22 protein-coding genes are annotated in these 23,850 nt (G+C 69.4%); 4 read left to right on the top strand and 18 right to left on the bottom strand.

The genetic code is table 11. From position 1 onward, the window contains the following. The first annotated feature begins 30 nt into the window (after positions 1-30). From rplL to ABTY59_RS02740, 3 genes are all read left to right on the top strand, one after another. A complete protein-coding gene (rplL, locus tag ABTY59_RS02750; RefSeq protein WP_015035540.1) occupies positions 31-417 on the top strand; it encodes a 50S ribosomal protein L7/L12 in 387 nt (128 codons plus the stop codon). Between the two features lie 548 nt (positions 418-965). Next, complete coding sequence (gene rpoB, locus ABTY59_RS02745) at positions 966-4,448, top strand: DNA-directed RNA polymerase subunit beta (protein WP_352017065.1); 3,483 nt, start codon at positions 966-968, stop codon at positions 4,446-4,448. A gap of 109 nt (positions 4,449-4,557) precedes the next feature. Further along, positions 4,558-8,457 (top strand): DNA-directed RNA polymerase subunit beta', encoded by a 3,900-nt coding sequence (locus ABTY59_RS02740; RefSeq protein WP_041130748.1) that lies wholly within the window; start codon positions 4,558-4,560, stop codon positions 8,455-8,457. A gap of 54 nt (positions 8,458-8,511) precedes the next feature. On the opposite strand, the gene ABTY59_RS02735 is transcribed toward ABTY59_RS02740, so the two are convergent. The 14 genes from ABTY59_RS02735 to ABTY59_RS02670 all read right to left on the bottom strand — a co-directional run bounded on the left by ABTY59_RS02735 (position 8,512) and on the right by ABTY59_RS02670 (position 20,653). After that, entirely contained in the window at positions 8,512-8,775 is a 264-nt protein-coding gene (locus tag ABTY59_RS02735) for a hypothetical protein (RefSeq protein WP_352017064.1), read from the bottom strand. Beyond that, the gene (locus ABTY59_RS02730) at positions 8,762-8,995 is read right to left on the bottom strand and encodes a hypothetical protein (protein WP_116159371.1); all 234 of its coding nucleotides are present in this window, start codon (positions 8,993-8,995) and stop codon (positions 8,762-8,764) included. The genes ABTY59_RS02735 and ABTY59_RS02730 overlap by 14 nt, the downstream gene beginning before the upstream one ends. 17 nt (positions 8,996-9,012) lie before the next feature. Beyond that, the gene (locus ABTY59_RS02725; RefSeq protein WP_352017063.1) at positions 9,013-9,924 is read right to left on the bottom strand and encodes a peptidoglycan-binding protein; all 912 of its coding nucleotides are present in this window, start codon (positions 9,922-9,924) and stop codon (positions 9,013-9,015) included. Between the two features lie 138 nt (positions 9,925-10,062). Further along, the gene (locus ABTY59_RS02720) at positions 10,063-10,440 is read right to left on the bottom strand and encodes an ATP-binding protein (protein ID WP_352017062.1); all 378 of its coding nucleotides are present in this window, start codon (positions 10,438-10,440) and stop codon (positions 10,063-10,065) included. Positions 10,441-10,474: 34 nt separating this feature from the next. Then, positions 10,475-11,044 carry a hypothetical protein gene (locus tag ABTY59_RS02715; RefSeq protein ID WP_352017061.1) on the bottom strand — a complete coding sequence of 190 codons (570 nt, stop codon included), beginning with the start codon at positions 11,042-11,044 and terminating at the stop codon, positions 10,475-10,477. Beyond that, entirely contained in the window at positions 11,044-12,183 is a 1,140-nt protein-coding gene (locus ABTY59_RS02710; protein WP_352017060.1) for a hypothetical protein, read from the bottom strand. Before ABTY59_RS02710 ends, ABTY59_RS02715 begins: the two co-directional genes overlap by 1 nt. 10 nt (positions 12,184-12,193) lie before the next feature. Then, on the bottom strand, positions 12,194-13,333 hold the full coding sequence (locus ABTY59_RS02705; protein WP_352017059.1) for a hypothetical protein: 1,140 nt from the start codon (positions 13,331-13,333) through the stop codon (positions 12,194-12,196). A 49-nt stretch (positions 13,334-13,382) separates the two neighbouring features. Beyond that, positions 13,383-14,591 (bottom strand): hypothetical protein, encoded by a 1,209-nt coding sequence (locus ABTY59_RS02700; protein ID WP_352017058.1) that lies wholly within the window; start codon positions 14,589-14,591, stop codon positions 13,383-13,385. Positions 14,592-14,626: 35 nt separating this feature from the next. Then, on the bottom strand, positions 14,627-15,820 hold the full coding sequence (locus ABTY59_RS02695; RefSeq protein ID WP_352017057.1) for a hypothetical protein: 1,194 nt from the start codon (positions 15,818-15,820) through the stop codon (positions 14,627-14,629). Between the two features lie 64 nt (positions 15,821-15,884). Continuing rightward, positions 15,885-16,817, bottom strand: coding sequence for a phage distal tail protein (locus ABTY59_RS02690; RefSeq protein WP_352017056.1), 933 nt, complete (start codon positions 16,815-16,817; stop codon positions 15,885-15,887). Between the two features lie 44 nt (positions 16,818-16,861). Then, a complete protein-coding gene (locus ABTY59_RS02685; RefSeq protein ID WP_352017055.1) occupies positions 16,862-18,109 on the bottom strand; it encodes a phage tail tape measure protein in 1,248 nt (415 codons plus the stop codon). Further along, positions 18,106-19,311 carry a phage tail protein gene (locus ABTY59_RS02680; protein ID WP_352017054.1) on the bottom strand — a complete coding sequence of 402 codons (1,206 nt, stop codon included), beginning with the start codon at positions 19,309-19,311 and terminating at the stop codon, positions 18,106-18,108. Before ABTY59_RS02680 ends, ABTY59_RS02685 begins: the two co-directional genes overlap by 4 nt. A 29-nt stretch (positions 19,312-19,340) precedes the next feature. Further along, on the bottom strand, positions 19,341-20,342 hold the full coding sequence (locus tag ABTY59_RS02675) for a hypothetical protein (protein WP_352017053.1): 1,002 nt from the start codon (positions 20,340-20,342) through the stop codon (positions 19,341-19,343). A gap of 98 nt (positions 20,343-20,440) precedes the next feature. Beyond that, positions 20,441-20,653: a hypothetical protein gene (locus tag ABTY59_RS02670; RefSeq protein WP_352017052.1), complete on the bottom strand. Its 213-nt coding sequence runs from the start codon at positions 20,651-20,653 to the stop codon at positions 20,441-20,443. A gap of 301 nt (positions 20,654-20,954) precedes the next feature. Between ABTY59_RS02670 and ABTY59_RS02665 the strand changes: the two genes are divergently transcribed. Continuing rightward, on the top strand, positions 20,955-21,746 hold the full coding sequence (locus tag ABTY59_RS02665; RefSeq protein WP_352017051.1) for a hypothetical protein: 792 nt from the start codon (positions 20,955-20,957) through the stop codon (positions 21,744-21,746). A 53-nt stretch (positions 21,747-21,799) separates the two neighbouring features. Here the strand turns inward: ABTY59_RS02665 and ABTY59_RS02660 are convergent, their stop codons facing one another. The 4 genes from ABTY59_RS02660 to ABTY59_RS02645 all read right to left on the bottom strand — a co-directional run bounded on the left by ABTY59_RS02660 (position 21,800) and on the right by ABTY59_RS02645 (position 23,736). Beyond that, on the bottom strand, positions 21,800-22,093 hold the full coding sequence (locus ABTY59_RS02660) for a hypothetical protein (RefSeq protein ID WP_352017050.1): 294 nt from the start codon (positions 22,091-22,093) through the stop codon (positions 21,800-21,802). Between the two features lie 119 nt (positions 22,094-22,212). Further along, positions 22,213-22,503, bottom strand: a complete 291-nt coding sequence (locus tag ABTY59_RS02655; protein WP_030687847.1) for a hypothetical protein — start codon at positions 22,501-22,503, stop codon at positions 22,213-22,215. A gap of 88 nt (positions 22,504-22,591) precedes the next feature. Then, the gene (locus tag ABTY59_RS02650) at positions 22,592-23,203 is read right to left on the bottom strand and encodes a phage tail tube protein (protein WP_352017049.1); all 612 of its coding nucleotides are present in this window, start codon (positions 23,201-23,203) and stop codon (positions 22,592-22,594) included. A 125-nt stretch (positions 23,204-23,328) separates the two neighbouring features. Continuing rightward, positions 23,329-23,736, bottom strand: coding sequence for a phage tail termination protein (locus ABTY59_RS02645; protein WP_352017048.1), 408 nt, complete (start codon positions 23,734-23,736; stop codon positions 23,329-23,331). Positions 23,737-23,850: the final 114 nt, after the last annotated feature.

The raw sequence follows: 23,850 nt of genomic DNA, 5'->3' as shown, positions 1-23,850 counted from the left end.
CTGCCGAGATTAGTGGAAGGATCGCCCATCATGGCGAAGCTCTCTCAGGACGACCTCCTCGCCCAGTTCGAGGAGATGACCCTCATCGAGCTCTCCGAGTTCGTGAAGGCCTTCGAGGAGAAGTTCGACGTCACCGCCGCCGCGGCCGTCGCCGTTGCCGGTCCCGCCGTCGGTGGTGGCGACGCTGGCGCCCAGGCCGAGGAGCAGGACGAGTTCGACGTCATCCTCGAGGGTGCCGGCGACAAGAAGATCCAGGTCATCAAGGTCGTGCGCGAGCTCACCTCCCTGGGCCTCAAGGAGGCCAAGGACCTCGTCGACGGCACCCCGAAGCCGGTCCTCGAGAAGGTCGCGAAGGAGGCCGCCGAGAAGGCTGCCGAGTCCCTCAAGGCCGCCGGCGCCTCCGTCACGGTCAAGTAAGACCGTTTCGAGTCGCTGTAGCTGACTCCTGCCCCCGTGTAACGCGGGGGCAGCGAAAGGCGATCACCCTTCTGGGTGGTCGCCTTTCGGCGTTCCCGGGACGGGCGTGGCGAGGGGCCTGAGAGGCGCGTGAAGCGGAGTATGGTGATCTTCGCCGTGCGCCCCGCGGACCGGCGGGTCTTGACGAACCGCACGCAGCGCGCAATTCTCAGGACGCGTCGTCACAACGATCCGTTTCCGAGGCATGGATCGACGACTGAACGGGCAGTATCGAGGTGCGCCGCACGGCGCGAGGTACGGCGGAGTTGAGAGCAACGAGGGTCGCGAAGAAGTCGCCCTGGACATCAGTGAGCCAAGTGGCTACACTGACCCTTTGCGCTGCCTGTTAGCTGCCCCCTGCCCGTCACCAGGGGCATACCTTCGCATCAGCTTCGTGGACCGACCCCGTCTGACCTGGCCTTTTGGTCATCTCAGGAAACGTCTGCCGTGAAGCGTTGCTGGGGACCGGTACGCGCGTAGTGAGTCCGAGCCCTCGGAAGGACCCCCTCTTGGCCGCCTCGCGCAACGCCTCGACCAATACGAACAACGGCGCAAGCACCGCCCCGCTGCGCATCTCCTTTGCAAAGATCAAGGAGCCCCTCGAGGTTCCGAACCTCCTCGCGCTGCAGACCGAGAGCTTTGACTGGCTGCTCGGCAACGCCGCCTGGAAGGCTCGCGTCGAGGCTGCCCTTGAGTCGGGACAGGACGTCCCCACGAAGTCCGGTCTGGAGGAGATCTTCGAGGAGATCTCCCCGATCGAGGACTTCTCCGGGTCGATGTCGCTGACCTTCCGCGACCACCGCTTCGAGCCGCCGAAGAACTCGATCGACGAGTGCAAGGACCGTGACTTCACGTACGGCGCCCCGCTCTTCGTCACCGCCGAGTTCACCAACAACGAGACCGGCGAGATCAAGTCCCAGACGGTCTTCATGGGCGACTTCCCGCTCATGACGAACAAGGGCACCTTCGTCATCAACGGCACCGAGCGTGTCGTGGTGTCGCAGCTGGTCCGTTCCCCCGGTGTCTACTTCGACTCCTCCATCGACAAGACGTCCGACAAGGACATCTTCTCCGCCAAGATCATCCCGTCCCGGGGTGCCTGGCTGGAGATGGAGATCGACAAGCGCGACCTGGTCGGTGTCCGCATCGACCGCAAGCGCAAGCAGTCCGTCACCGTCCTCCTGAAGGCCCTCGGCTGGACCACCGAGCAGATCCTCCAGGAGTTCGGCGAGTACGAGTCGATGCGCGCCACCCTGGAGAAGGACCACACCCAGGGCCAGGACGACGCGCTGCTGGACATCTACCGCAAGCTCCGTCCGGGCGAGCCGCCGACCCGTGAGGCCGCTCAGACGCTGCTCGAGAACCTCTACTTCAACCCGAAGCGCTACGACCTCGCGAAGGTCGGCCGCTACAAGGTGAACAAGAAGCTCGGCGCCGACGAGCCGCTGGACGCCGGTGTCCTCACGACCGACGACGTCATCGCCACGATCAAGTACCTGGTCAAGCTCCACGCGGGCGAGACCGAGACGATCGGCGAGAACGGCAACGAGATCGTCGTCGAGACCGACGACATCGACCACTTCGGCAACCGTCGTCTGCGCAACGTCGGCGAGCTCATCCAGAACCAGGTCCGCACGGGTCTGGCTCGTATGGAGCGCGTCGTCCGCGAGCGGATGACCACCCAGGACGTCGAGGCGATCACCCCGCAGACCCTGATCAACATCCGCCCGGTCGTGGCGTCGATCAAGGAGTTCTTCGGCACCTCGCAGCTGTCCCAGTTCATGGACCAGAACAACCCGCTGTCGGGTCTGACGCACAAGCGTCGTCTCTCGGCGCTGGGTCCCGGTGGTCTCTCCCGTGAGCGGGCCGGCTTCGAGGTCCGCGACGTGCACCCGTCCCACTACGGACGCATGTGCCCGATCGAGACCCCCGAAGGCCCGAACATCGGTCTGATCGGTTCGCTCGCCTCGTACGGCCGCGTCAACGCGTTCGGCTTCATCGAGACGCCGTACCGCAAGGTCGTCGACGGCCAGGTCACCGACGAGGTCGACTACGTCACCGCCGACGAGGAGGACCGCTTCGTCATCGCGCAGGCCAACGCCGCGCTCAACGACGAGCTCCGCTTCTCCGAGCCGCGCGTCCTCGTCCGCAAGCGTGGCGGCGAGGTCGACTACGTCGAGCCCGCCGACGTGGACTACATGGACGTCTCGCCGCGCCAGATGGTGTCGGTCGCGACCGCCATGATCCCGTTCCTCGAGCACGACGACGCCAACCGTGCCCTCATGGGCGCGAACATGATGCGTCAGGCCGTCCCGCTGATTAAGTCGGAGGCCCCGCTCGTCGGCACCGGCATGGAGTACCGCTGCGCCACCGACGCCGGCGACGTGCTCAAGGCCGAGAAGGACGGTGTCGTCCAGGAGCTGTCGGCCGACTACATCACGGTCGCCAACGACGACGGCACGTACATCACGTACCGCCTGCACAAGTTCTCCCGCTCCAACCAGGGCACCTCTGTGAACCAGAAGGTCGTCGTGGACGAGGGCGACCGCGTCATCGAGGGCCAGGTCCTCGCCGACGGTCCCGCCACCGAAGACGGCGAGATGGCGCTCGGCAAGAACCTCCTCGTGGCGTTCATGCCGTGGGAGGGCCACAACTACGAGGACGCGATCATCCTGTCGCAGCGCCTCGTGCAGGACGACGTCCTCTCCTCGATCCACATCGAGGAGCACGAGGTCGACGCCCGTGACACCAAGCTCGGCCCGGAGGAGATCACCCGGGACATCCCGAACGTCTCCGAGGAGGTCCTCGCGGACCTCGACGAGCGCGGCATCATCCGCATCGGTGCCGAGGTCGTCGCCGGCGACATCCTGGTCGGCAAGGTCACGCCCAAGGGCGAGACCGAGCTGACCCCGGAGGAGCGCCTGCTCCGCGCGATCTTCGGTGAGAAGGCCCGTGAGGTCCGTGACACCTCGCTGAAGGTGCCGCACGGCGAGATCGGCAAGATCATCGGCGTCCGCGTCTTCGACCGCGAGGAGGGCGACGAGCTTCCCCCGGGCGTGAACCAGCTGGTCCGCGTCTACGTCGCCCAGAAGCGCAAGATCACCGACGGTGACAAGCTCGCCGGCCGTCACGGCAACAAGGGTGTCATCTCCAAGATCCTCCCGATCGAGGACATGCCCTTCCTCGAGGACGGCACCCCGGTCGACATCATCCTCAACCCGCTGGGTGTCCCGTCCCGAATGAACCCGGGACAGGTCCTGGAGATCCACCTCGGCTGGCTCGCCAGCCGCGGCTGGGACGTCTCCGGTCTCGCGGACGAGTGGGCGCAGCGCCTCCAGGCGATCGGCGCCGACCAGGTCGCCCCCGGCACCAACGTCGCGACCCCGGTCTTCGACGGTGCGCGTGAGGACGAGCTCGCGGGTCTGCTCCAGCACACCATCCCGAACCGCGACGGCGAGCGCATGGTGCTCCCGACCGGTAAGGCGAGGCTGTTCGACGGCCGCTCCGGCGAGCCGTTCCCGGACCCGATCTCCGTCGGGTACATGTACATCCTCAAGCTCCACCACCTGGTCGACGACAAGCTGCACGCGCGTTCGACCGGCCCGTACTCGATGATCACCCAGCAGCCGCTGGGTGGTAAGGCCCAGTTCGGTGGCCAGCGCTTCGGTGAGATGGAGGTGTGGGCGCTGGAGGCATACGGCGCCGCGTACGCCCTCCAGGAGCTGCTGACGATCAAGTCCGACGACGTGACCGGCCGCGTGAAGGTCTACGAGGCCATCGTCAAGGGCGAGAACATCCCTGAGCCCGGCATCCCCGAGTCCTTCAAGGTCCTCATCAAGGAGATGCAGTCCCTGTGCCTCAACGTGGAGGTGCTGTCCTCGGACGGCATGTCCATCGAGATGCGCGACACCGACGAGGACGTCTTCCGCGCAGCGGAGGAGCTCGGCATCGACCTGTCCCGGCGCGAGCCGAGCAGCGTCGAAGAGGTCTGACGGGAGTTCGGTCGGGGACTCGGCGATTTCACCGCTGAGTCCCCGGCCGGCCCCAGGACCCCCGTATCAGACCCCAAAGCCTTACAACCCTGAGAGGGATTGACGCATAGTGCTCGACGTCAACTTCTTCGACGAGCTCCGGATCGGTCTGGCCACCGCTGACGACATCCGTCAGTGGAGCCACGGCGAGGTCAAGAAGCCGGAGACCATCAACTACCGCACCCTGAAGCCCGAGAAGGACGGACTCTTCTGCGAGAAGATCTTCGGTCCGACCCGGGACTGGGAGTGCTACTGCGGCAAGTACAAGCGTGTCCGCTTCAAGGGCATCATCTGTGAGCGGTGTGGCGTCGAGGTCACCCGCGCCAAGGTGCGTCGTGAGCGGATGGGCCACATCGAGCTCGCCGCCCCCGTCACCCACATCTGGTACTTCAAGGGCGTCCCGTCGCGTCTTGGCTACCTGCTCGACCTCGCCCCGAAGGACCTGGAGAAGGTCATCTACTTCGCGGCGTACATGATCACGTACGTCGACGACGAGCGTCGTACGCGTGACCTGCCCTCGCTGGAGGCGCACGTCTCCGTCGAGCGTCAGCAGATCGAGAACCGTCGCGACTCCGACCTGGAGGCCCGCGCCAAGAAGCTCGAGAACGACCTCGCCGAGCTGGAGGCCGAGGGCGCCAAGGCCGACGTGCGCCGCAAGGTGCGCGAGGGTGCCGAGCGCGAGATGAAGCAGCTGCGCGACCGCGCGCAGCGCGAGATCGACCGTCTGGACGAGGTCTGGTCGCGCTTCAAGAACCTCAAGGTCCAGGACCTGGAGGGCGACGAGCTCCTCTACCGCGAGCTGCGTGACCGCTTCGGCACGTACTTCGACGGCTCGATGGGTGCCGCGGCGCTGCAGAAGCGCCTGGAGTCCTTCGACCTGGAGGAGGAGGCCGAGCGCCTCCGCGAGATCATCCGCACCGGCAAGGGCCAGAAGAAGACCCGTGCGCTCAAGCGCCTCAAGGTCGTCTCCGCGTTCCTGCAGACCGCGAACAGCCCCAAGGGCATGGTTCTCGACTGCGTCCCGGTCATCCCGCCGGACCTGCGTCCGATGGTGCAGCTGGACGGTGGCCGCTTCGCGACCTCCGACCTGAACGACCTGTACCGCCGCGTGATCAACCGCAACAACCGTCTGAAGCGACTCCTCGACCTCGGCGCGCCCGAGATCATCGTGAACAACGAGAAGCGCATGCTTCAGGAGGCCGTGGACGCCCTCTTCGACAACGGTCGTCGTGGTCGTCCGGTGACCGGTCCCGGTAACCGTCCCCTCAAGTCCCTCAGCGACATGCTGAAGGGCAAGCAGGGTCGTTTCCGTCAGAACCTGCTCGGCAAGCGTGTGGACTACTCCGCGCGTTCCGTCATCGTCGTCGGTCCGCAGCTGAAGCTGCACCAGTGCGGTCTCCCGAAGGCCATGGCGCTGGAGCTCTTCAAGCCGTTCGTGATGAAGCGCCTGGTCGACCTGAACCACGCGCAGAACATCAAGAGCGCCAAGCGGATGGTCGAGCGCGGCCGCACGGTCGTGTACGACGTCCTCGAAGAGGTCATCGCCGAGCACCCGGTCCTGCTGAACCGTGCGCCCACGCTGCACCGCCTCGGCATCCAGGCCTTCGAGCCGCAGCTGGTCGAGGGCAAGGCCATCCAGATCCACCCGCTCGTCTGCACCGCGTTCAACGCGGACTTCGACGGTGACCAGATGGCCGTCCACCTGCCGCTCTCCGCGGAGGCGCAGGCCGAGGCCCGCATCCTGATGCTGTCCTCGAACAACATCCTCAAGCCCGCCGACGGCCGTCCGGTCACGATGCCGACCCAGGACATGGTCCTCGGTCTGTTCTTCCTGACCACCGACGGTGAGCTCCGTGACACCAAGGGCGAGGGCCGCGCGTTCGGCTCCACGGCCGAGGCGATCATGGCGTTCGACGCCGGCGAGCTCGCGCTGCAGTCGCAGATCGAGATCCGCTTCCCGGTCGGCACCGTCGCTCCCCGTGGCTGGGTTCCCCCGGTCGCCGAGGAGGGCGAGCCGGAGTGGCAGCAGGGTGACTCGTTCCGTCTGAAGACCTCGCTGGGCCGCGCGCTCTTCAACGAGCTGCTGCCCGAGGACTACCCGTTCGTCGACTACTCCGTCGGCAAGAAGCAGCTCTCCGAGATCGTCAACGACCTCGCCGAGCGCTACCCCAAGGTCATCGTGGCGGCGACGCTCGACAACCTGAAGGCGGCGGGCTTCTACTGGGCGACCCGTTCCGGTGTCACCGTGGCCATCTCCGACGTCGTCGTTCCCGAGGCGAAGAAGGAGATCGTCAAGGGCTACGAGGCGCAGGACGAGAAGGTCCAGAAGCAGTACGAGCGCGGTCTGATCACCAAGGAAGAGCGCACGCAGGAGCTCATCGCGATCTGGACCAAGGCGACCAACGAGGTCGCCGAGGCGATGAACGCGAACTTCCCCAAGACGAACCCCATCTTCATGATGGTTGACTCGGGTGCCCGAGGAAACATGATGCAGATGCGGCAGATCGCCGGTATGCGTGGTCTGGTGTCGAACGCCAAGAACGAGACCATCCCGCGTCCCATCAAGGCGTCCTTCCGTGAGGGCCTCTCCGTCCTCGAGTACTTCATCTCGACGCACGGTGCCCGTAAGGGTCTCGCCGACACCGCCCTGCGTACCGCCGACTCGGGTTACCTGACCCGTCGTCTGGTGGACGTCTCGCAGGACGTCATCATCCGCGAGGAGGACTGTGGCACCGAGCGCGGTCTGAAGCTGCGGATCGCGGCCAAGGACGAGGCCGGTGTCCTGCGGAAGACGGACGACGTCGAGACCTCCGTGTACGCGCGGATGCTCGCCGAGGACGTCGTCGTCGACGGCAAGGTCATCGCGCCGGCCAACGTCGACCTGGGTGACGTGCTCATCGACGCCCTGGTCAACGCGGGCGTCGAGGAGGTCAAGACCCGCTCGGTCCTGACCTGTGAGTCCGCCGTCGGCACCTGTGCGTTCTGCTACGGCCGTTCGCTCGCCACCGGCAAGCTGGTCGACATCGGTGAGGCGGTCGGCATCATCGCCGCCCAGTCCATCGGTGAGCCCGGTACCCAGCTGACGATGCGTACCTTCCACACCGGTGGTGTGGCCGGTGACGACATCACCCAGGGTCTGCCCCGTGTCGTCGAGCTCTTCGAGGCGCGGCAGCCGAAGGGTGTCGCCCCGATCTCCGAGGCGGCCGGTCGCGTCCGCATCGAGGAGACCGAGAAGACCAAGAAGATCGTCGTCACCCCGGACGACGGCACCGACGAGACGGCGTTCCCGATCTCGAAGCGTGCCCGTCTGCTCGTGGGCGAGGGCGACCACGTCGAGGTGGGCCAGAAGCTCACCGTGGGTGCCACCAACCCGCACGACGTGCTCCGGATCCTCGGTCAGCGCGCGGTCCAGGTCCACCTGGTCGGCGAAGTCCAGAAGGTCTACAACTCGCAGGGCGTGTCGATCCACGACAAGCACATCGAGATCATCATCCGGCAGATGCTGCGCCGCGTGACGATCATCGAGTCCGGCGACGCGGAGCTCCTGCCGGGCGAGCTGGTCGAGCGGTCGAAGTTCGAGACCGAGAACCGTCGTGTGGTCACCGAGGGCGGTCACCCCGCCTCCGGCCGTCCGCAGCTGATGGGTATCACCAAGGCCTCGCTGGCGACGGAGTCCTGGCTGTCGGCCGCCTCCTTCCAGGAGACGACCCGAGTCCTGACGGATGCGGCGATCAACGCCAAGTCCGACAGCCTCATCGGCCTCAAGGAGAACGTCATCATCGGTAAGCTCATCCCGGCCGGTACGGGTCTGTCCCGCTACCGCAACATCCGGGTCGAGCCGACCGAGGAGGCCAAGGCCGCGATGTACTCGGCCGTCGGCTACGACGACATCGACTACTCGCCGTTCGGCTCGGGCTCCGGCCAGGCCGTTCCGCTGGAGGACTACGACTACGGTCCGTACAACCAGTAAGTAGTGGTGCGAAGGGCGGTCACCCCGGCGACGGGGTGGCCGCCCTTCGGCGTGTCAGCGCGCGGCCAGTTCCCAGACCGCGACGAGCAGGCCCGCGCTCGCGGTGAGCGCGGCGATGCTGCTCAGCGGCCAGCGGGCCCGCTCCAGGTCGTCGAGGCGGGCCTCGTGGTCGGCGAGCTGCCTGTCGGTCTGGTCGCTGCGCTGCACGAGCAGCGCGAGCGAGCCGTCGACGCGGGCGAAACCGGCCTCCAGGGTGCCGCGGAGCCGCTCCAGTTCGAGGGCCACGGCGACGGGGTCGTTCGGGTCAGGCTCGGTCATCGGCACCGCCCGGGGTGGGGCGCAGCCAGGATGGCAGCAGGTTCTGCACCAGGTCGAGGGCCATCACGCGGGCCAGCCCGCCGGCGACGGCCAGCGCCCCCGCGACCCAGGGGAGGGTCGCGGGGATGCCGGAGGCGTCGACGATCGCGGGGAGGACGACGGCGATGCCGACGGCGGACTGGAGGACGGTACGGGCCGTGCGCTTGGCGGCATCGGACATCGGTGTGCTCCTCGGGGTCACTTCGTGTAGGGGACCTTCAGCGCGTTCCAGGACGCGGCGCCCGGGATGCCGTCGGCGTCGGTGCCGCGGAACCCGAGCTTGTGCTGCCACTTCGCGTAGCTGAGCCGGTCGGCCTCGCCCCAGCGGGGGCTGGGACCGACGGTGTAGGCGGAGCAGCCCTCGGCGACGAGGCGGCGGCCCATGGCGGTGATGACCGGGGAGCTCGTCTCCTTGCGGAAGAACGAGGTGCCCGGGAAGGGCTGGAGTCGGGGGGCGGCCGGCTTGCCGGCGTCGGGCGCGGGCTTGGCGGGGGCCTTGTTGAGCCGGGCCTGGATCCGGTCGCGCATCGTCGGCATGGCGAAGCCCCGGGGGTCGTCCTTCCAGTCCGACCACTCCTTGTGGCCGATGACGGAGCGGGCGCCCCAGCCGTGGGCCCGGCACAGGGCGGCGGAGACCCGTTCGATGGCGTCGAGCTGGGCGGGCGGCCAGGGGTCGGTGCCGTTGCCGAGGTTGACGCACTCGAAGCCGTAGAAGCGGGAGTTGCCGTCGACGGCGCCGGAGCTGCCCTGGTGTTGGCGGGGGGTGGGCGGCCGGTCGCCGTACGTCTCGCTGATCACGGCCTGGAGGACGGACGGGTCGCCGCCGCCGGCGTGGTTGGCGCGGCCGTTGCCGACGAGGTGGACGCTGCCGTCCTTGGCGATGACGCCGTGGCAGAGCGGGCCCGGGAGTCCTTCGTAGCCGTCGAAGCACATCTCGACGGTGTTCGCGGTGCCGGCGGAGACGGTGTGGTGGATGATCACGCCGGTCACGGGGCCCCAGGCGCCGTGGCCGTTGCGGTTGTGGGTGCGCCAGCCGGGGTGTTCGACGACGGTGACGCCTTCGGCGCGGAGCGCGGCGAGGAGCCGTTCCGCGGTGAGGGGAGTGGCCATCTGGTGTCCTCCGGACGGGAGAGCGGGCGGGGTGCGGGCATGAGAAAAGCCCGCACCGGGAGCCGGTCGGGCGTGTGGACGAGGTGGGGCGCGGGTCGGGCCTACGGGGCCCTGCGAGGCCTCAAGGGTTCTACGGGCCTACGGGGCCGGAGGGGCCGACGGGGCCCAGGTCGCGCACAGGGCGGCGTAGGCGGTGCGACGGGCCTCGAAGTCGGCGAGCGCGGCGGCGACCGCGCGCTGGACGGCGCTCTGGTCGGGGACGGCCGGGACGCCGTCCCTGGCGTCCACGACGATCAGGCCGTAGCCGCGCAGGGTCGTGTCGCCGGCGCCCCTCTCGTTGACCTCGGCGGTGATGTACACCGAGGGGTACTGCCCGGTGACCGGGTCGCGCTGCAGGGTGTAGCCCATGGTGTTGTCGTACACGCGGACGGTGAGGGTGTGGCCGTCCTCGGTGACGACGGCGCGGCCCGCGTAGTCGATGGCCACGCCCCAGGGCTGGGTGGGGTCGATGTTCATGGGTGCTCCTCGTGGTCGCTCTTCGGCGGGTGGGTCAGGTCTGGGCGCCGTGGATGAGGGCGGGCTGGGCGTAGACCGTGCCGGCGGTGGCCAGGGCCTGGATCTCGATGTACATCGTCTGGCCGAACCGGGTCTTCATGTCGCCGGGCAGCAGGCCGAGGTGGTCGTAGGTGGTGCCGGCGGTGACGACGGGCCCGAACTGGACGTTGTCGACGAGGACCCGGACCTGGCCGGCGCCGCCGGTCGACGCCGCCGTGTTGACGGCGAGCCGCATCTTCGGCTGCCAGATCGGGTTGGAGCAGCGGGCGACGGTGGTGAAGGCGGCGGCGGTGGTGGAGGGCCACTTGCTCGTGTCGCTCGCCAGGGGCGGCATGAGCGGCAGCCAGGGCCGGGCGAGGCCGCCGGTCATGATGTCGTCGGCGAAGATCTCGTGGTTGTAGCCGTCGAAGATCCGGAACAGCGGCCGGGTGATGGTGACGCTGCCGGTCTGCGTCGGGCGGAACTCGTTGACCGCGGGCCGGGTGTTGACGGCGGTGGACAGGTCCTTGAGCCGGCGTTCCATCTGGTTGAGCCGGTCGATGATGTCCTCGGGCAGCTGGGGCATCAGGACTCCTCGAGGTAGAGCTCGGCGGTGTCGGGGCGGCCGCGTTCCGGCGGGGTGACCTTGACGCCGATGATGCGGTAGCGGGCGTCGAGGCCCTGGGAGAACCACTCGTCGTGGATCCGGATGCGGGCCATGCGTCCGATGAGCGCGGGCGGAACGATTCCGCCGAGGTGGATGGTGATCGTCGGGATCACCACGGCGCCCATGACCTGGTCGAGTTCGGCCGAGGCCAGCGCCTCCAGGGCGAGTTCGTCGGTGATCTCGTTGTGGTCCGAGGACAGGTCGATCAGCGGCCAGCCGTCGGCGAGCAGCTCGCTGCGGTACTGCTCCTTGCCGTACAGCGGCCGGGACTCGGCCGCCGCGTTGGCGTTCGCCGAGGCGCCGCGGGCGACGGCGGTGGTGGCGCCGCGCGTCGCGTCGTACGGGAAGGAGTACGACAGGATGACGCCGGGGCGGTCGAAGAGCAGGTCGGTCGAGCCGTTGACGATCTTGGGCTCGCCGAGCCGGAGCTGCCGGATCCGCTGTCCGGAGACGGGGTCGCGGTAGACCAGGATCTGGTGCTCGAAGCCGTCCTGCATCTCGGCGATCTGGTTGAGCGCGTCCAGGTAGACGGTCTCGTCGCCCTTCCGCCACGAGACGGTGCGCTTGATCTCGGGCTTCCGGGGCTGCTCGTCGCCGAACGTGATCCCGAGGCGCTTGGGGTTCTCCGCGTCCGGGTCGCCGGGGTAGGTCTGGACGTCGAGCTCGGCCCACAGCCTGCGCGCGATCTCCAGCTGCTGGGTGGGGGTGTCGTACGTGATGTCGGTGCGGATGCGCCGGCGGCCCGCGTACGAGTCGAAGGTGGCGGCCTGGATGCCGAGGGTGAGCACCCCGCGGCCGCTGGACTGCAGGGTGCTGGTCCAGACGATGCCGCCCCACCACAGGTCCCCGCCGCGCTCCAGGTAGACCGCGGTGCGGCCCTCCCGGACCTTCTTGACGCGTTCGGCGATGGCCTTGTCGGGGATGGGGATCGTGCCGGAGAGCGAGCCGGCCTTGCCGATGTAGTCGTCGAAGGAGACGTCCCGCAGCGGAAGGATGTCGAGTGTCTGGTCGGTGAGCAGGTCGCAGAAGATCGCCCGGTAGGGCGTGTCGATGGCCATCGAGGGCCCCTCAGAGGACGTAGGTGGCGGTGATGCGGATGTTCCGTCCGGCGGTCATGACGCCGTTGGCGGACCAGGTGCGCACGTGGACGTTGCCGTCGGGCGAGAAGGTGAAGGCGCCCTGGCCGTAGAAGTCGGTGCCGGACGCCTCGTAGGCGATCGTGGGACGCCAGCCCGTCGGCAGGGTGCAGACCAGCTCGTCGGGGCTGAGGTTGCCGGCGGTGGTGGCGGTGAGGTCGGGACCGCTGCGGGCCACCGTCACGGAGACGGTGGCCACGCCGCGGGTCCTGCGCCCCGCGAAGGCCCCCAGGGTCCAGCCGGCGGCCGGGGTGGCCCCCGTGCTGACCGTCTCGACCTCGACGGGCGGCTGGTAGGCGGTCCAGGCGTTGTTGTTCCAGCGCTGGAGCTGGCCGCCGTTGTCGCGGTACTGGCCGGGGTAGCTGCCCGTGGTGATCGTGCCGGCGGGCGCGATGCCGCCGATCTCCTTGGGGTAGGCGGTCCAGGCGGTGCCGTCCCAGCGCTGCAGGAAGTGGGCGTTGTCGTTGTCCTGGTACTGGCCCGGGTAGGAGCCGGGGACACCGGCGTTGTTGTAGACGGGCAGGATGCCGCCGGCGGCGACCAGCGTGGTGCGCAGGTCGGTGGAGGCGCCGCCGGCCCAGTCGATGCCGCCGTTGCCCGCCGAGGCCCCGGCCTTGACCTTCACGCTGAACAGGACCAGCGAGCGGGCCGGGGCGGCCGGGGCCACCGGGGCGGCCTTCGCCTCGCCCTTGACGATCTCGACGACGGCCTCGTACCTGCCCTGGGTGTCGGCGTCGTGGTCGTAGACGCGGAGCACGACCAGGTCGATCCGGGGGTTGAGCGGGTCCCCGTCGCCGAAGGTGACGACCATGTCCTGGTCCAGGGTGACGGGGTAGGCGCCGTCGGTGTTGGTGCCCTGGACGACGGCCCGCCCGTGGTAGACGGTGGCCGTCATCGGACCGGTGGAGGCCATCCACAGGCCGCCGACCCGGAACTTGCCGTCGTACGTGCCGGGCAGGATGCCGGAGCGCGAGGCCAGCGGGTTCGCGGGGGTGGTGGCGCCGATGTGGGTGAGTCGGGTGTGCTGACGGGTCTGGCCGGTGGGCGTCAGCCAGCCGGATCGTACGGGCATGCGGTTCTCCTGTCGGGCGGGGCGTGGGCGGGGCGGCGGCCGCGCGGGCTCAGTACTGCGGGGTGACCTGCATGAAGCTGTTGTCGAACCACGCGCGGATGTTGGTGTGCGTGGTGCGGTAGTACGCGGTGAGCGTGTACGGGGCGCCGGGGGTGAGGCCGGACAGGCGCTGCACCGTCGAGGCGGAGACGCCGTCCGCCGGGGCCGACGAGCGGCCGCCCTTCACCGCGTACTCGTCGTCCAGGTCACGGACGACCGTGCTGCCCTGGGTGATCTTCAGGCACATCCAGGCGCCCGCGGCGGCGTTGGTGCCGGACTCCAGGATGGTCTCCACCCGCGTGCCGAAGGTGATCAGCACGTTCTTGGAGGGCGGGGCCGTGAAGGTCAGCGTGAACGGGTTCGTGGTCCGGTCGAGCAGGGTGTTCACGTACGTCGTCGACAGGGTGTAGCCCGCGTCCAGCTGGTCGGCGAAGTACGGCCCCGGGAAGGCCGGCGCCCACGCCGAGCCGTTCCAGCGCTGGAGCACGCCCGTGGTGTCCCGGTACTGGCCGGTGTAGCTGCCCTGGGTGGTGGAGGCGGAGGCGGGGATGATGCCGCCGACGGCCTCCGGGTACGACACCCACTTGCCGCCGTCCCACCGCTGGAACTGGCTGTTCGGGGTGTCCTGGTACTGGCCCGGGTAGGCGCCCGGCTGGACCGGACCCTCGACCGGGAGGATGCCGCCCGCGGAGACGACGGTGGAGCGCAGGTCCTTGAGGGCGGAGGCCCACGGGATGCCGCCGTTGCCCGCGCTGGCGCCGATCGGGACCCGCACCTCGTACAGCGGGAGGCTCCGCGGCGGGACCTGCTGGGCCTTCGGGTTCGCCTCGGGGACGCCCTGGATGACCTCGATGACGGCCTCGTTGCGGGTGCCCTCGTAGAGCTTGTCGTAGATCCGCAGGACGACGAGGTCGATCCGGTCGAACTGCGCGTTGCCGGGGGCGAAGGTGACGACCTCGGAGGTCGGCAGCGTCACCGGGTAGGCGCCCTGCGAGATGTCGCCCTGGACGACGGCCCGGCCCTCGGAGACGACCGCGGACATGGCGGCGGAGTTCGTCATCCAGAAGCCGGAGAGCCGGTACTTGCCGTCGTACGAGCCCGGCAGGATGCCGGACCGCACCTGGACGGGGTTGAGCGGGTTGGTGGCGCCCATCTGGGTGAGGCGGGTGTCCTCGCGGGTCTGGCCGGTCTCGAGGACCCAGCTGCTGCGCAGGTTCATGGGGTTGCTCCAATCGGGTTACGGGGAGGGCGGGGTCAGGACCGGATCCACTGGGCGGAGAGGTTGGAGTAGTAGCCGGAGCCGCCGAGGGTGCGGACCGCGGCCGTGTGGTTGTGGTAGCCGGCGAGCTGCAGCACGTTTCCGGCGGTGAGCTTGATCAGGCCCTGGCCGCCGACGGTGACGGCCCCGGTGGACGCCGGGGCGAGCCAGGTCATCCGGGGGACGCCGACGCCGCCGAGGTGGATGCGGGCGCCGCGGACCCCGGTGGTGGAGTCGCCGTTCCAGGCGACGTGGCCGGAGACCCGCCACCAGCCGGTGCGCGGGACGACGAAGCTCTCGGTGCCGTTCCATCCGGTGAAGTCGTCGATGTCGACGTTCTGCAGGGTGATCGGCGTCCAGGTGCCGGCCGGCACGCTCTGCATCGCGGTCTGCGAGGCGCTGAACAGGATCGTCGCCTTGCCTTCGGCGTACTGCCAGGCCGCGCCGTCCCAGCGCTGGAGGATCCCGGCGTTGTCGCGGTACTGCCCGGTGTATCCGCCGTTGGTCATGGTGCCGTGCGGGGCGATCCCGCCGATGTGCTTCGGGTACGAGATCCAGGTCGTGCCGTCCCAGCGCTGGAGCAGGCCCGCGACGTCCCGGTACTGGCCCGGGTAGGCGCCCTTGAAGCCGCTGGTCGGGATGATGCCGCCGAGCGCCGTCATCGGGTAGTGCTGGGTGGCGACGACCCCCGGGGTGTTCCACTGGACGCCGCCGGTGCCCGCCGAGGTGCCGGCCGGGACCGAGACCGTGTACAGCGGAAAGGCGCTGCCGGGGCCGGAGTTGGGGGCGACCGGGGTGGCGGAGGGCGTGCCCTTGATCAGACGGATCACGGCCGTGGTGGAGCCGCTCTTGTCGTAGGCGTCGTCGAGGACGGCCAGTTCGATCAGGTCGATCCGGCCGTTCTGCGGGTCGCCGTCGGCGACGGTGAGGGTCTCGGGGGCGGTCACCGCGAGCATGTACGCGCCCTGGGCGGTGTCGCCGCCCTGGACGACGGCCCGGCCGGTGCCGATCGAGCACTGCATCGGCCCGGTGCCGGTCAGCACCAGGCCGCCCGGCACGATGCCGGGACGCGAGCGCAGCGGAGTCTCCGCCGCGCTCTGCCCGTTGGGGGTGAGGAGCGCGGACAGGGCGATCCGGGTGTCCTCCCGGGTCTGCCCCGTGGGCTGGAGCCAGGCGGCCCGTACGGTCATGGGTTCACCTCTTTCGTGAGGAGCGGGGAGCGGGGAGCGGTCGAGGGGATGAGCGGGGCCCGGGTCACCACTCGGCGCTGCGCCAGCGGATCGTCATGACGGCCTCCGGTGTCGCCTCGTCGGGCCGGAACGCCAGTTCCGTGCGGCCCGGTTCGAGCACGAACAGCTCCTCCGGGCTGGAGTCCGCCATGGCGGTGTGGCGGCGGGACGCGGTGCCGTTGAGCATCACCGTGCCGTTGGCGGTGTCGACGACGAGCTCGTCGCCGGCGGCGAGGTCGATCGCGTACCGCAGCCGGCGCTTGCTGATCCGCTCGGTGACGGTCGGCATGGAGCACGGGCCGCGGAAGGCGATCAGCGGGTGGGCGGCGGCGGAGCCGGTGTTCTCGGCGACGGCGTCGCCGGTGGAGGTGGCCTGGCCCCAGGAGAGCGGCCACTGCAGGCCCTCCGGCGGCCAGGTCAGCCCGGTCTCGGGCTGCGGGGCCGTGGTGCTCGCGGTCTGCTCGTTGACGGCGTAGCGGCGCGGGTCGGCGGCCAGCCACTGGATCGACATCCTGGAGCTGCCCTGGGTGGCGAAGCCCTGGTCGGCGGGGACGACGCGCTGGGCGATCCGGGCGCGCACGGCGAGGAGTTCGCCGTGCAGCCGGACGGTGAGCCAGCGCTCCTCGTCGAGCAGGGCGAGCGACTGGCGCAGCGCGCGGATGGCCTCGGTGGCGGCGTCGTACTCCGGCATCAGCACGATCGTGCCGCTGATCTTGCGCGGCTTGGCGTACCGGGAGCCGGGCCAGGCGCCGTGCGAGGTGGGCCGGTCGGCGTCGGAGGAGTCGTACTCGGGCAGGTCCTCCCAGCCCTGGAGGCCGGACCGGTCGACGTTGAAGGGGGTGCCGGGGCCGATGAGGAGCCCGGCCCACTGGATCTGCCCGTCCTGGGTGATCAGCGAGCCGGGCGCGAGGTCGGCGGTGAAGGTGTTTCCGGCGTAGGCGGTGGTGGTCTCGGCCATGGGGCCGTCACCTCACTTCTGAGGGGGTGTCGGGTGAGCGGACTTCAGCAGTGGGCGGCCGCGAGGAAGAGCAGGTCCTCGGCGGTCGACCGGGGGCCGGCGCCGGGGTCCTCGTAGAAGTCCCTGATGCGGTACGGCTGCCGGGGCGGCTCGGCGATCGCGGGGACCCGGCGGGTGTCGAGGACGGTGAGCGGGTCGATGCGCGGCGCGCTGTCGGCACCGGGGAAGACGACGCCGCCCTCGGCGAGCATCGGGATCTTGTCGATGTCGACGCCGAACTTCTTGCCGAGGATGCTGAAGCTCAGCTTGTTGAGCCCGTCGATGATCCAGTTGGCGAACGCGATGAGGCCGTTGATCGGCCCCTTCACGACGCCGAGGACGGCGGTGAGGGCGCCCTTGATCAGTTCGCCCATGCCGTGCAGGGCCCTGCCGACCGCGTCGTTGGCGGTGCGGAAGAAGCCCGGGATCTTGTCGGTGAAGAAGGACAGGAACGGGCGGACCGCGTCCTTGATGCCGCCGATCGTGCGCGAGGCGATGCCGCGCAGGGCGTGGGTGGCGGAGGTGACGGAGGTGCGGACGCGGGAGAAACCGCTGACGGCGTTCCCGATGACCTTGAGGAAGGTCGTGAAGACGGCCAGATAGCCCTTGAAGTACGTCGCGACCGCCTGGCCGATCAGCTTCAGGACCGGCTGGAGGAACGTCCAGACGGACTGGAAGCCCTTCAGCGCCTGCTGCATGACCTGCTTGATGATCTTCTGCCCGGTCTCGCTGTTCACCGCGTACTCGATGAGCCAGGAGATGACCGGCATGAGGATGCCGAGGACGAAGCCGAGCGGGTTGGCGCGCATGGCGAGGTTGACACCGGTCATGGCGACCGAGGCGATGGTCATGAGGGTGCCGTAGGTGTCCATCAGCTTGGTGACGGTGTCGGTGATCGGGAGCAGCGGGGCCAGGATCGCCAGGACGGCGCCGACCGCGGGACCGAGCTTCCCCGCGGCGGTACGGACCTTGCCGGCCGCGGCGCCGAGCTTCTTGAGGCCGGCGGCCGCCTTCGACCGCTGGATCCGGCCGAGGGAGGTCGCCGTGCCGGACGCGGTGCTCCCGAGCGTGCGTACGGAGGTGCCGGCGGTCCGCAGGTCGGTGGCGAACCGGGCGACGCCGCCGGCCGCCGACTGGACGTCCTGCTTGAGCCGCTTGAGCGTGCCGCCGGCCGTGTCGGCGCCCTGCCGCAGGGAGGTCATCGTCGGCGTCAGGCGCCTGAACGCCGGCATCCGGACGGCGGCGGCACTCATCCGCGTGCCTTCGCCAGGTACATCAGCGCGTCCGCCGTGGACTGCGGGTCGCTGTTACGGGCCGCGTGGTAGTTCTCGATGTGCAGCCCGGCACCGCCGCCGCCCCTGCCGGACTGGAGCTGCGCCGTCATCCGGGCGCGGCGGGCGGTCATGGCGAGCAGCCGGTCCAGCTTGGACAGCGGCAGGACGGCCTCGGCCTCGCCGGCCTCGGCGAGGATCGCCGGGACTCCGCCGCTGCGCGGCATGACGACACCGCCGGTGGCGAGCATGGGGATGGTGGGGATGTTGACGCCGAAGGTCTTGCCGCCGACGACCGGGACCCAGCCGGGGACGCTGACCTTGACGCCGTTGACCGCCCGGATCATCCGGTTGATCAGGCCGATGACGGCGTTGACCGGGCCGGATACGCCGCTCTTGATGCCTTCGAAGGCCCGGGTCGCGATGCCCTTGAGGCCGTTCCAGATCGAGGACATCTTGTCCTTGACGGCCGAGAAGGCGTTCGGGATCGCGCTCTTGATCCAGTTCACCACCGGGGTGATGACGGACTTGATGCCGTTCCAGACGGAACTGATGACCGTCTTGATCGCCTTCATCACCGTGGTGATGACCGTCTTCCAGATGTTCACATAGGTCTTGACGACGGTGGCGACGGCCTTGACGACGGTCGAGATGGCCGACTTGATGCCGTTCCAGACCGTCTTGATCAGCTGACCGGCCTTCTTCATGATCGGCCCGATGGCCTTCATGACCGAGCTGATCACGGTCTTGATCGCGTCGAAGGCCTTCTTCAGGATCTTCTGCATCGTCTTCGACTGCATCGCCATCTCGACGATCTTCTCGATGAGAGGCATGAAGAGTTCGATCAGGCGGGCGAGGAAGTTGCCCTTCATGGACTTGTTGAGCTTGTCCTGGCCCTTGGACGCCTTGCCCGCGCCGGATTCGTACTTGCCCATCTTCTTGCCGGCGGACTCGGCGGTCGTGCCGGCCTTCGCCATGGACTTCTCGGCCTGGTCCGTGGCCGTCTTGAGGTTCTTGAGCTGGGTGTTGGACCCCTGGGCGTTGGTCTTGAGGGTCTTGAGCTGGCCGGACGCGGACTTTCCGGCGTCGCCGACCTTCTTGACCGAGGTGCCGGCGCCGGAGGCCTGGGTCTTGAGGTTGCGCAGGCCGTCGGACGCGTTCTTGAGGGACTTGACGAGAGACATGGGTTACCTCCTTCCGTGGTGGGGTGGGGTCAGGCGCCGGTCGCGCCGATCTGCTGGTCGAGGGACTGGACCGACTGCCTCAGCTCGTTGAACTTCGTGCGCAGGGTTCCGGCCGCCGTGGCGATGTTGCTCAGCTCCGTGTCCACGCCCTGGAGCTTGCTCGCCTCGGGGATCTTGGCCGGATTGAAGCCGAGCATGGCGTTCTTGAGCTTGTCGGTGGCCTTGGCGACCTTGTCGACCTTCTTGGGGTCGGCGTTCCGCATGGCGTTGTTGATCTTGTTGACGCCTTCGGCGACCGGCTGCATCTGGGAGTGGTCGATGCCCGTGATGGCGTCGGCGATGCTCTTGACGGCTTTCGCGGCCTTCTCGGCCTTGGCCTCGGTCGGCAGCTTGCGGAAGGACTGGAAGAACGCGGGGGCCCGGCTGTTGAACTTGAGCACCTCCACGTTCAGCTTCTCCAGCTGCTCGCGCAGGGGGCCGACCCGGGCGATGTCCGGGCTGCTCGGGAGGTCGGCGAGGCTGGTGCCGCCGTTGGCGACCCGGCGCTCGCGGGCCTCGATGTCCCGGCGGCTCTGCAGCCTGACGTCGCCGTTCTCGTCGTAGCCGCGGATCATGCCCGGGGTGGCTCCGGGGAGGCGGCTGATGAGTTCCTGCAGATCCCGGCGGAGTGAGACGAACCTCCCCGCCATGTAGACGCCGATGCCGCCGATGAGGACGGCCGCGAAGGCTCCGGCGCCGTTCGACAGCCAGTACTTGAGGGCGGTGCCGAGGCCCTCGCCCTCGTACAGCTTCTCGATGCCGGCGGCGATGCCGTCGAAGCCCGCGGCCTCCCAGTACTCCGAGACCGGGTTCTTGACGACTTCCTTGTGGACGTCCTCGATCTTCGCCTTCATGTCGGCGAGGAGGTCGAGGGGGGCCAGCTTTCCCTTCAGCCACTCGGTGGAGGGCAGCCAGCCCCCGTCCACGATCCGGAGTTTGTGGTTGAGGCCGGCGATCTGGATCGAGAGATCCCCGGTCGTTACTTCTGGCATGTTCTGCTCCGCTTCCGGCCGGTGAGGGCCAAGCGCCGAAAAGCCCCTGCCGGTGTGGAGCTTCGGCAGGGGCTCGTGCGTAGGGGCGGTTCGGAGGGCTAGGCGTCGGCGTCCCGGCGGGAGCCGTGGCGCGTCGTCGCGAGGGCGTCGTTCCAGCCCGCCGTGTACGCGAGGGTCTCGTAGCGGCTGACCTCGGCGCACAGCGTGCCGAGCAACGCTCTCTTGTCGAGGGCGACAGGTCCGTCGAGGAGCTGGCGGAGGCGGTCCTGGAGCGGGATGTGCGGTCGGGATGCCTCGGCCTGCTGAGTCATGGACGCCTGCCTTCCGTTACGTGCCCGTGCGTGTGTGGCGGCGCCGCGGAGTGAGGCGGGGGCACCACGTTTTCGAACTACTGTGCGAACAGAGTTTGGAACACCTGTTCGGGGTTTGTCGAGCGGGAAACGTCTGACGGCGTGTCTTCTGGCCGGATTCCCGTGGGGGTTGGTCCTCGAACAGAGCTTCTGTGCGACCGGGTACCCTGGAAGGCGCGTTCCCCGGACCTGACTCATTCGGGGAGCCGGGGGCGCGAGGGGCGCGTGGGGACCCCAGGGGGTTGGAAGGCAGTGCTGACGCATGGACACGGAGCCGGCAGGTAACCGGCACGAGCAGGTCGCCGACTGGCTCGAATCCCACCCCGACCTGCCCCATCTCTTCGCGCGGCTCGCCGAGCTCGTCCACGTCGCCGGCTACGCCCCGGAGGACCTCGTCGTGCTGCCCCGCGCCGAGGTGGACCGCCGCGAGACCGCCGCGTTCACCGCCGGCTGGGCCGAGGCCGTCTCCGACGAACTCCCGCGCATCCGCAGGGAGTACGAGCGGCGCGTGGCCGACGCCTACGCGCAGGGCCAGGGCGACGCGCGTGGTATACGGCGCCCGCAGCGGCGCACCGACAGCGGCCCCCAGGACGGGGCCCGTGTCATCCCGCTGCCCTTCGCCCGGTTCCTGGAGCCCCCGGCCGCGGTGGTCAAGGCCGAGGAGCGCGTCCGCCGGGAGCGCGAACTGTTCGAACAGCGCCCCGAGCCGGAGCCCGAGGAGCACGAGACGTACGCGCCGGAGCCCGCGCCCGTCCCCGCGCCCCTGTACGAGCCGGAGCCCGAGCACGCCTCCGGGCCCGAGCCGGAGCCCGAGCCCGAGGCGGACGTCCGGGTGACCGCCCAGGAGGGCCGCCCCCGCCGGAACCCGCAGCCGGTGCGGAAGGTCGTCCGCGGCAAGGGCGGCCGGCCGATCGTGCCCCCGCTCAGCAACGTACCCGGCCAGCCGGGAACCCCCGAGCGGCGCGGACGCCGGCTCTCCGAACGGGCCAGGAGCCTGGAGGAGGAGCTGGCCGCGGAGCGAGCACAGGAAGCGCCCCCGGAGCCCGCCTCCTGACGGAGCGGGCACCGGGGGCTGCGGGGGGCGGCACGACGCCCCCTCAGGGGGGCTCAGCCGAAGAAGCGGGCGAGAGCGGTCGGGGAGACGGCCGCGTCCCGCGCCGGCTCACCCGGCGCCTGCTCGTCCTCTTCCTCGTCCTCGGCCGTGACGCCCGGGCGCGGAACGGGCTTCGGCGGATCCGGGGTCTCGTCGTCCTCGCCGGTGTTCACGCACTGGAACATCCAGTTGGCGACGGCCAGATGGTCCACGGCCGCGGCGAGCAGATGGTCGGCGAGCGACCACTCCGCCGCCTCGCCGTGGATCTGGCGCTGCGCCGCGCTGTCCGCCGGAAGGTGCTTGATCATGACCCACAGGCGACGGCTGGAGAGCTCGCCCCGGTGCCAGTCGAGGAGATCGGTGGCGTAGTAGCGGAGCAGGTCCGCCTCAAGGGCCTCGGCGTGTTCGTCGACGAACTCGACGAGGCTCAGTCTTCCCCCAGGCCGAGCCCGGTCTCCTTGCCGTAGGCCTCCAGGATGGCGGCGATGTCCTGCATCGTGAGGTCGTGCTCCTCGAAGCGGACGTACTGCTCCTCACCCATCAGGAGTTCGAGCAGACCGTCCACGTCGTTGTCGTCGAGCTTCCGCAGCGCCTTCGCGGTCTTGCGGGACAGCTCGGTGGGCAGCGTGTAGGACTCGCCGTCCAGCTCGAAGGACCAGGTGCGGCCGTGGGCCTCCAGTCGCTGGGCGCGGGCGGCGTTGACGTCGAAACGGGCCATGGTGATGCGTGCTCCTTGTTCGTGTGGGTGAAGAGGAGAGGGGCGGGGCGGGACGGCGGACCGCCGTCCCGCCCCGGGTGGAGAAGGATCAGACGGTCGCGGAGTACTGGCTGTCCTTCATGAGGAAGGTCGCCAGCGGCTTGCCGTCGCCCTTCGACATGGCGGTGAAGGTGACACCGAGCTGGGAGGCCGCCTTGCGGGCCAGCTTGATGTCGTCGGTGGCCGTGACCTGGCCGCGCGGGATGATGAAGCGGTACTTCACCGGGGTGGTGCCACCGGCCTTGACGTCGGTGAACTCCAGGCCGAGGGCGCGGACGTCCGCGAACGGACGCTCGGCGATCTCGTAGCGGTAGGTGTCGACCGCCGGGGTCGGCTCGGCCTTCACCGCGTCGCCGCCCATGAAGAACGGCAGCGTGTCCTCGTTGAACTGGAGCAGCGAGAACTTCAGCGACAGGTCACGGCTCGAGTAGATGTAGTGGACCGGGGAGACCGACTGCCACGAGTCGATGGCCTCCAGCTTGTCCTTCTTCGAGAACGTGACGCCGTCGCCGGAGGTGAAGCCGAGGTCCTTCCAGCCCGCGCCGGTCCAGTCGGCCACGGGGTCCGTGCCGAAGGTGGCGGGGAGGGAGGTGCCGGCGTCGGCGACGTAGAGCTTGCCGGTGCCTGCGACGCGGATCTCGGCGGAGTTGTTTCCTGCCATGGTGGTGTCTCCTTGGGTGATGAGGGCTGGCCGTGCCCGCACGCGCGGTCCGGGTACGGCAAAGGCCCCGCCGGACGGCGAGGCCTGGTCTGTGGGTCGCTGGGCGACGTCCTGGAGCCGGGTGGCTAGAAGACGTTCAGCGAGAGCTGGATGACGCTGAGGTAGCGGTTGGCGCCCCGGTAGAGGTAGTCGGGCATCCAGCGCGGCCCGTCCTGCTCCTCGACGTCGCTGACGAAGGTGGCGCCGAGCTGCTTGCCGATGGTGGCGAGCAGGGCGCGCCGGGCGGCGTTCGCGAGGACGTGGGCCGCGTTCTTGGTCGGCCCGTACACCTCGAACTCGATCAGCGGCTTGTCGACGTGCAGGTCGCCGATCCAGGCGCCGCCGCGGCGGTTCACCAGGACGGCGTTCTGCGTGCCGTCGAAACCGGCCGGCGCCTGGACGGCGACCGTGACGCCGGCCAGCGCCGGGTCGGCCTTGAGGACGTCGACGACCAGCTTCTCGACGTCCGGGAACGCACTCGGGGGAGTGGTCATGACGGTTCTCCTCGGGAGAAGGGGAGGCGGGACGGGTGGTGCGGGGGCCGTCCGGGGCGCTCGACGCGGGGGAGGGGCGGGGGCGCGGAGCGCCTCCCGGACGGCGGCGGCGGA

The organism is Streptomyces sp. NPDC096079, from assembly GCF_040303145.1.
GTDB lineage: Bacteria > Actinomycetota > Actinomycetes > Streptomycetales > Streptomycetaceae > Streptomyces.
Note: the sequence above shows the minus strand (reverse complement) of the source record. Positions and strands in the feature narration are given on the sequence as shown.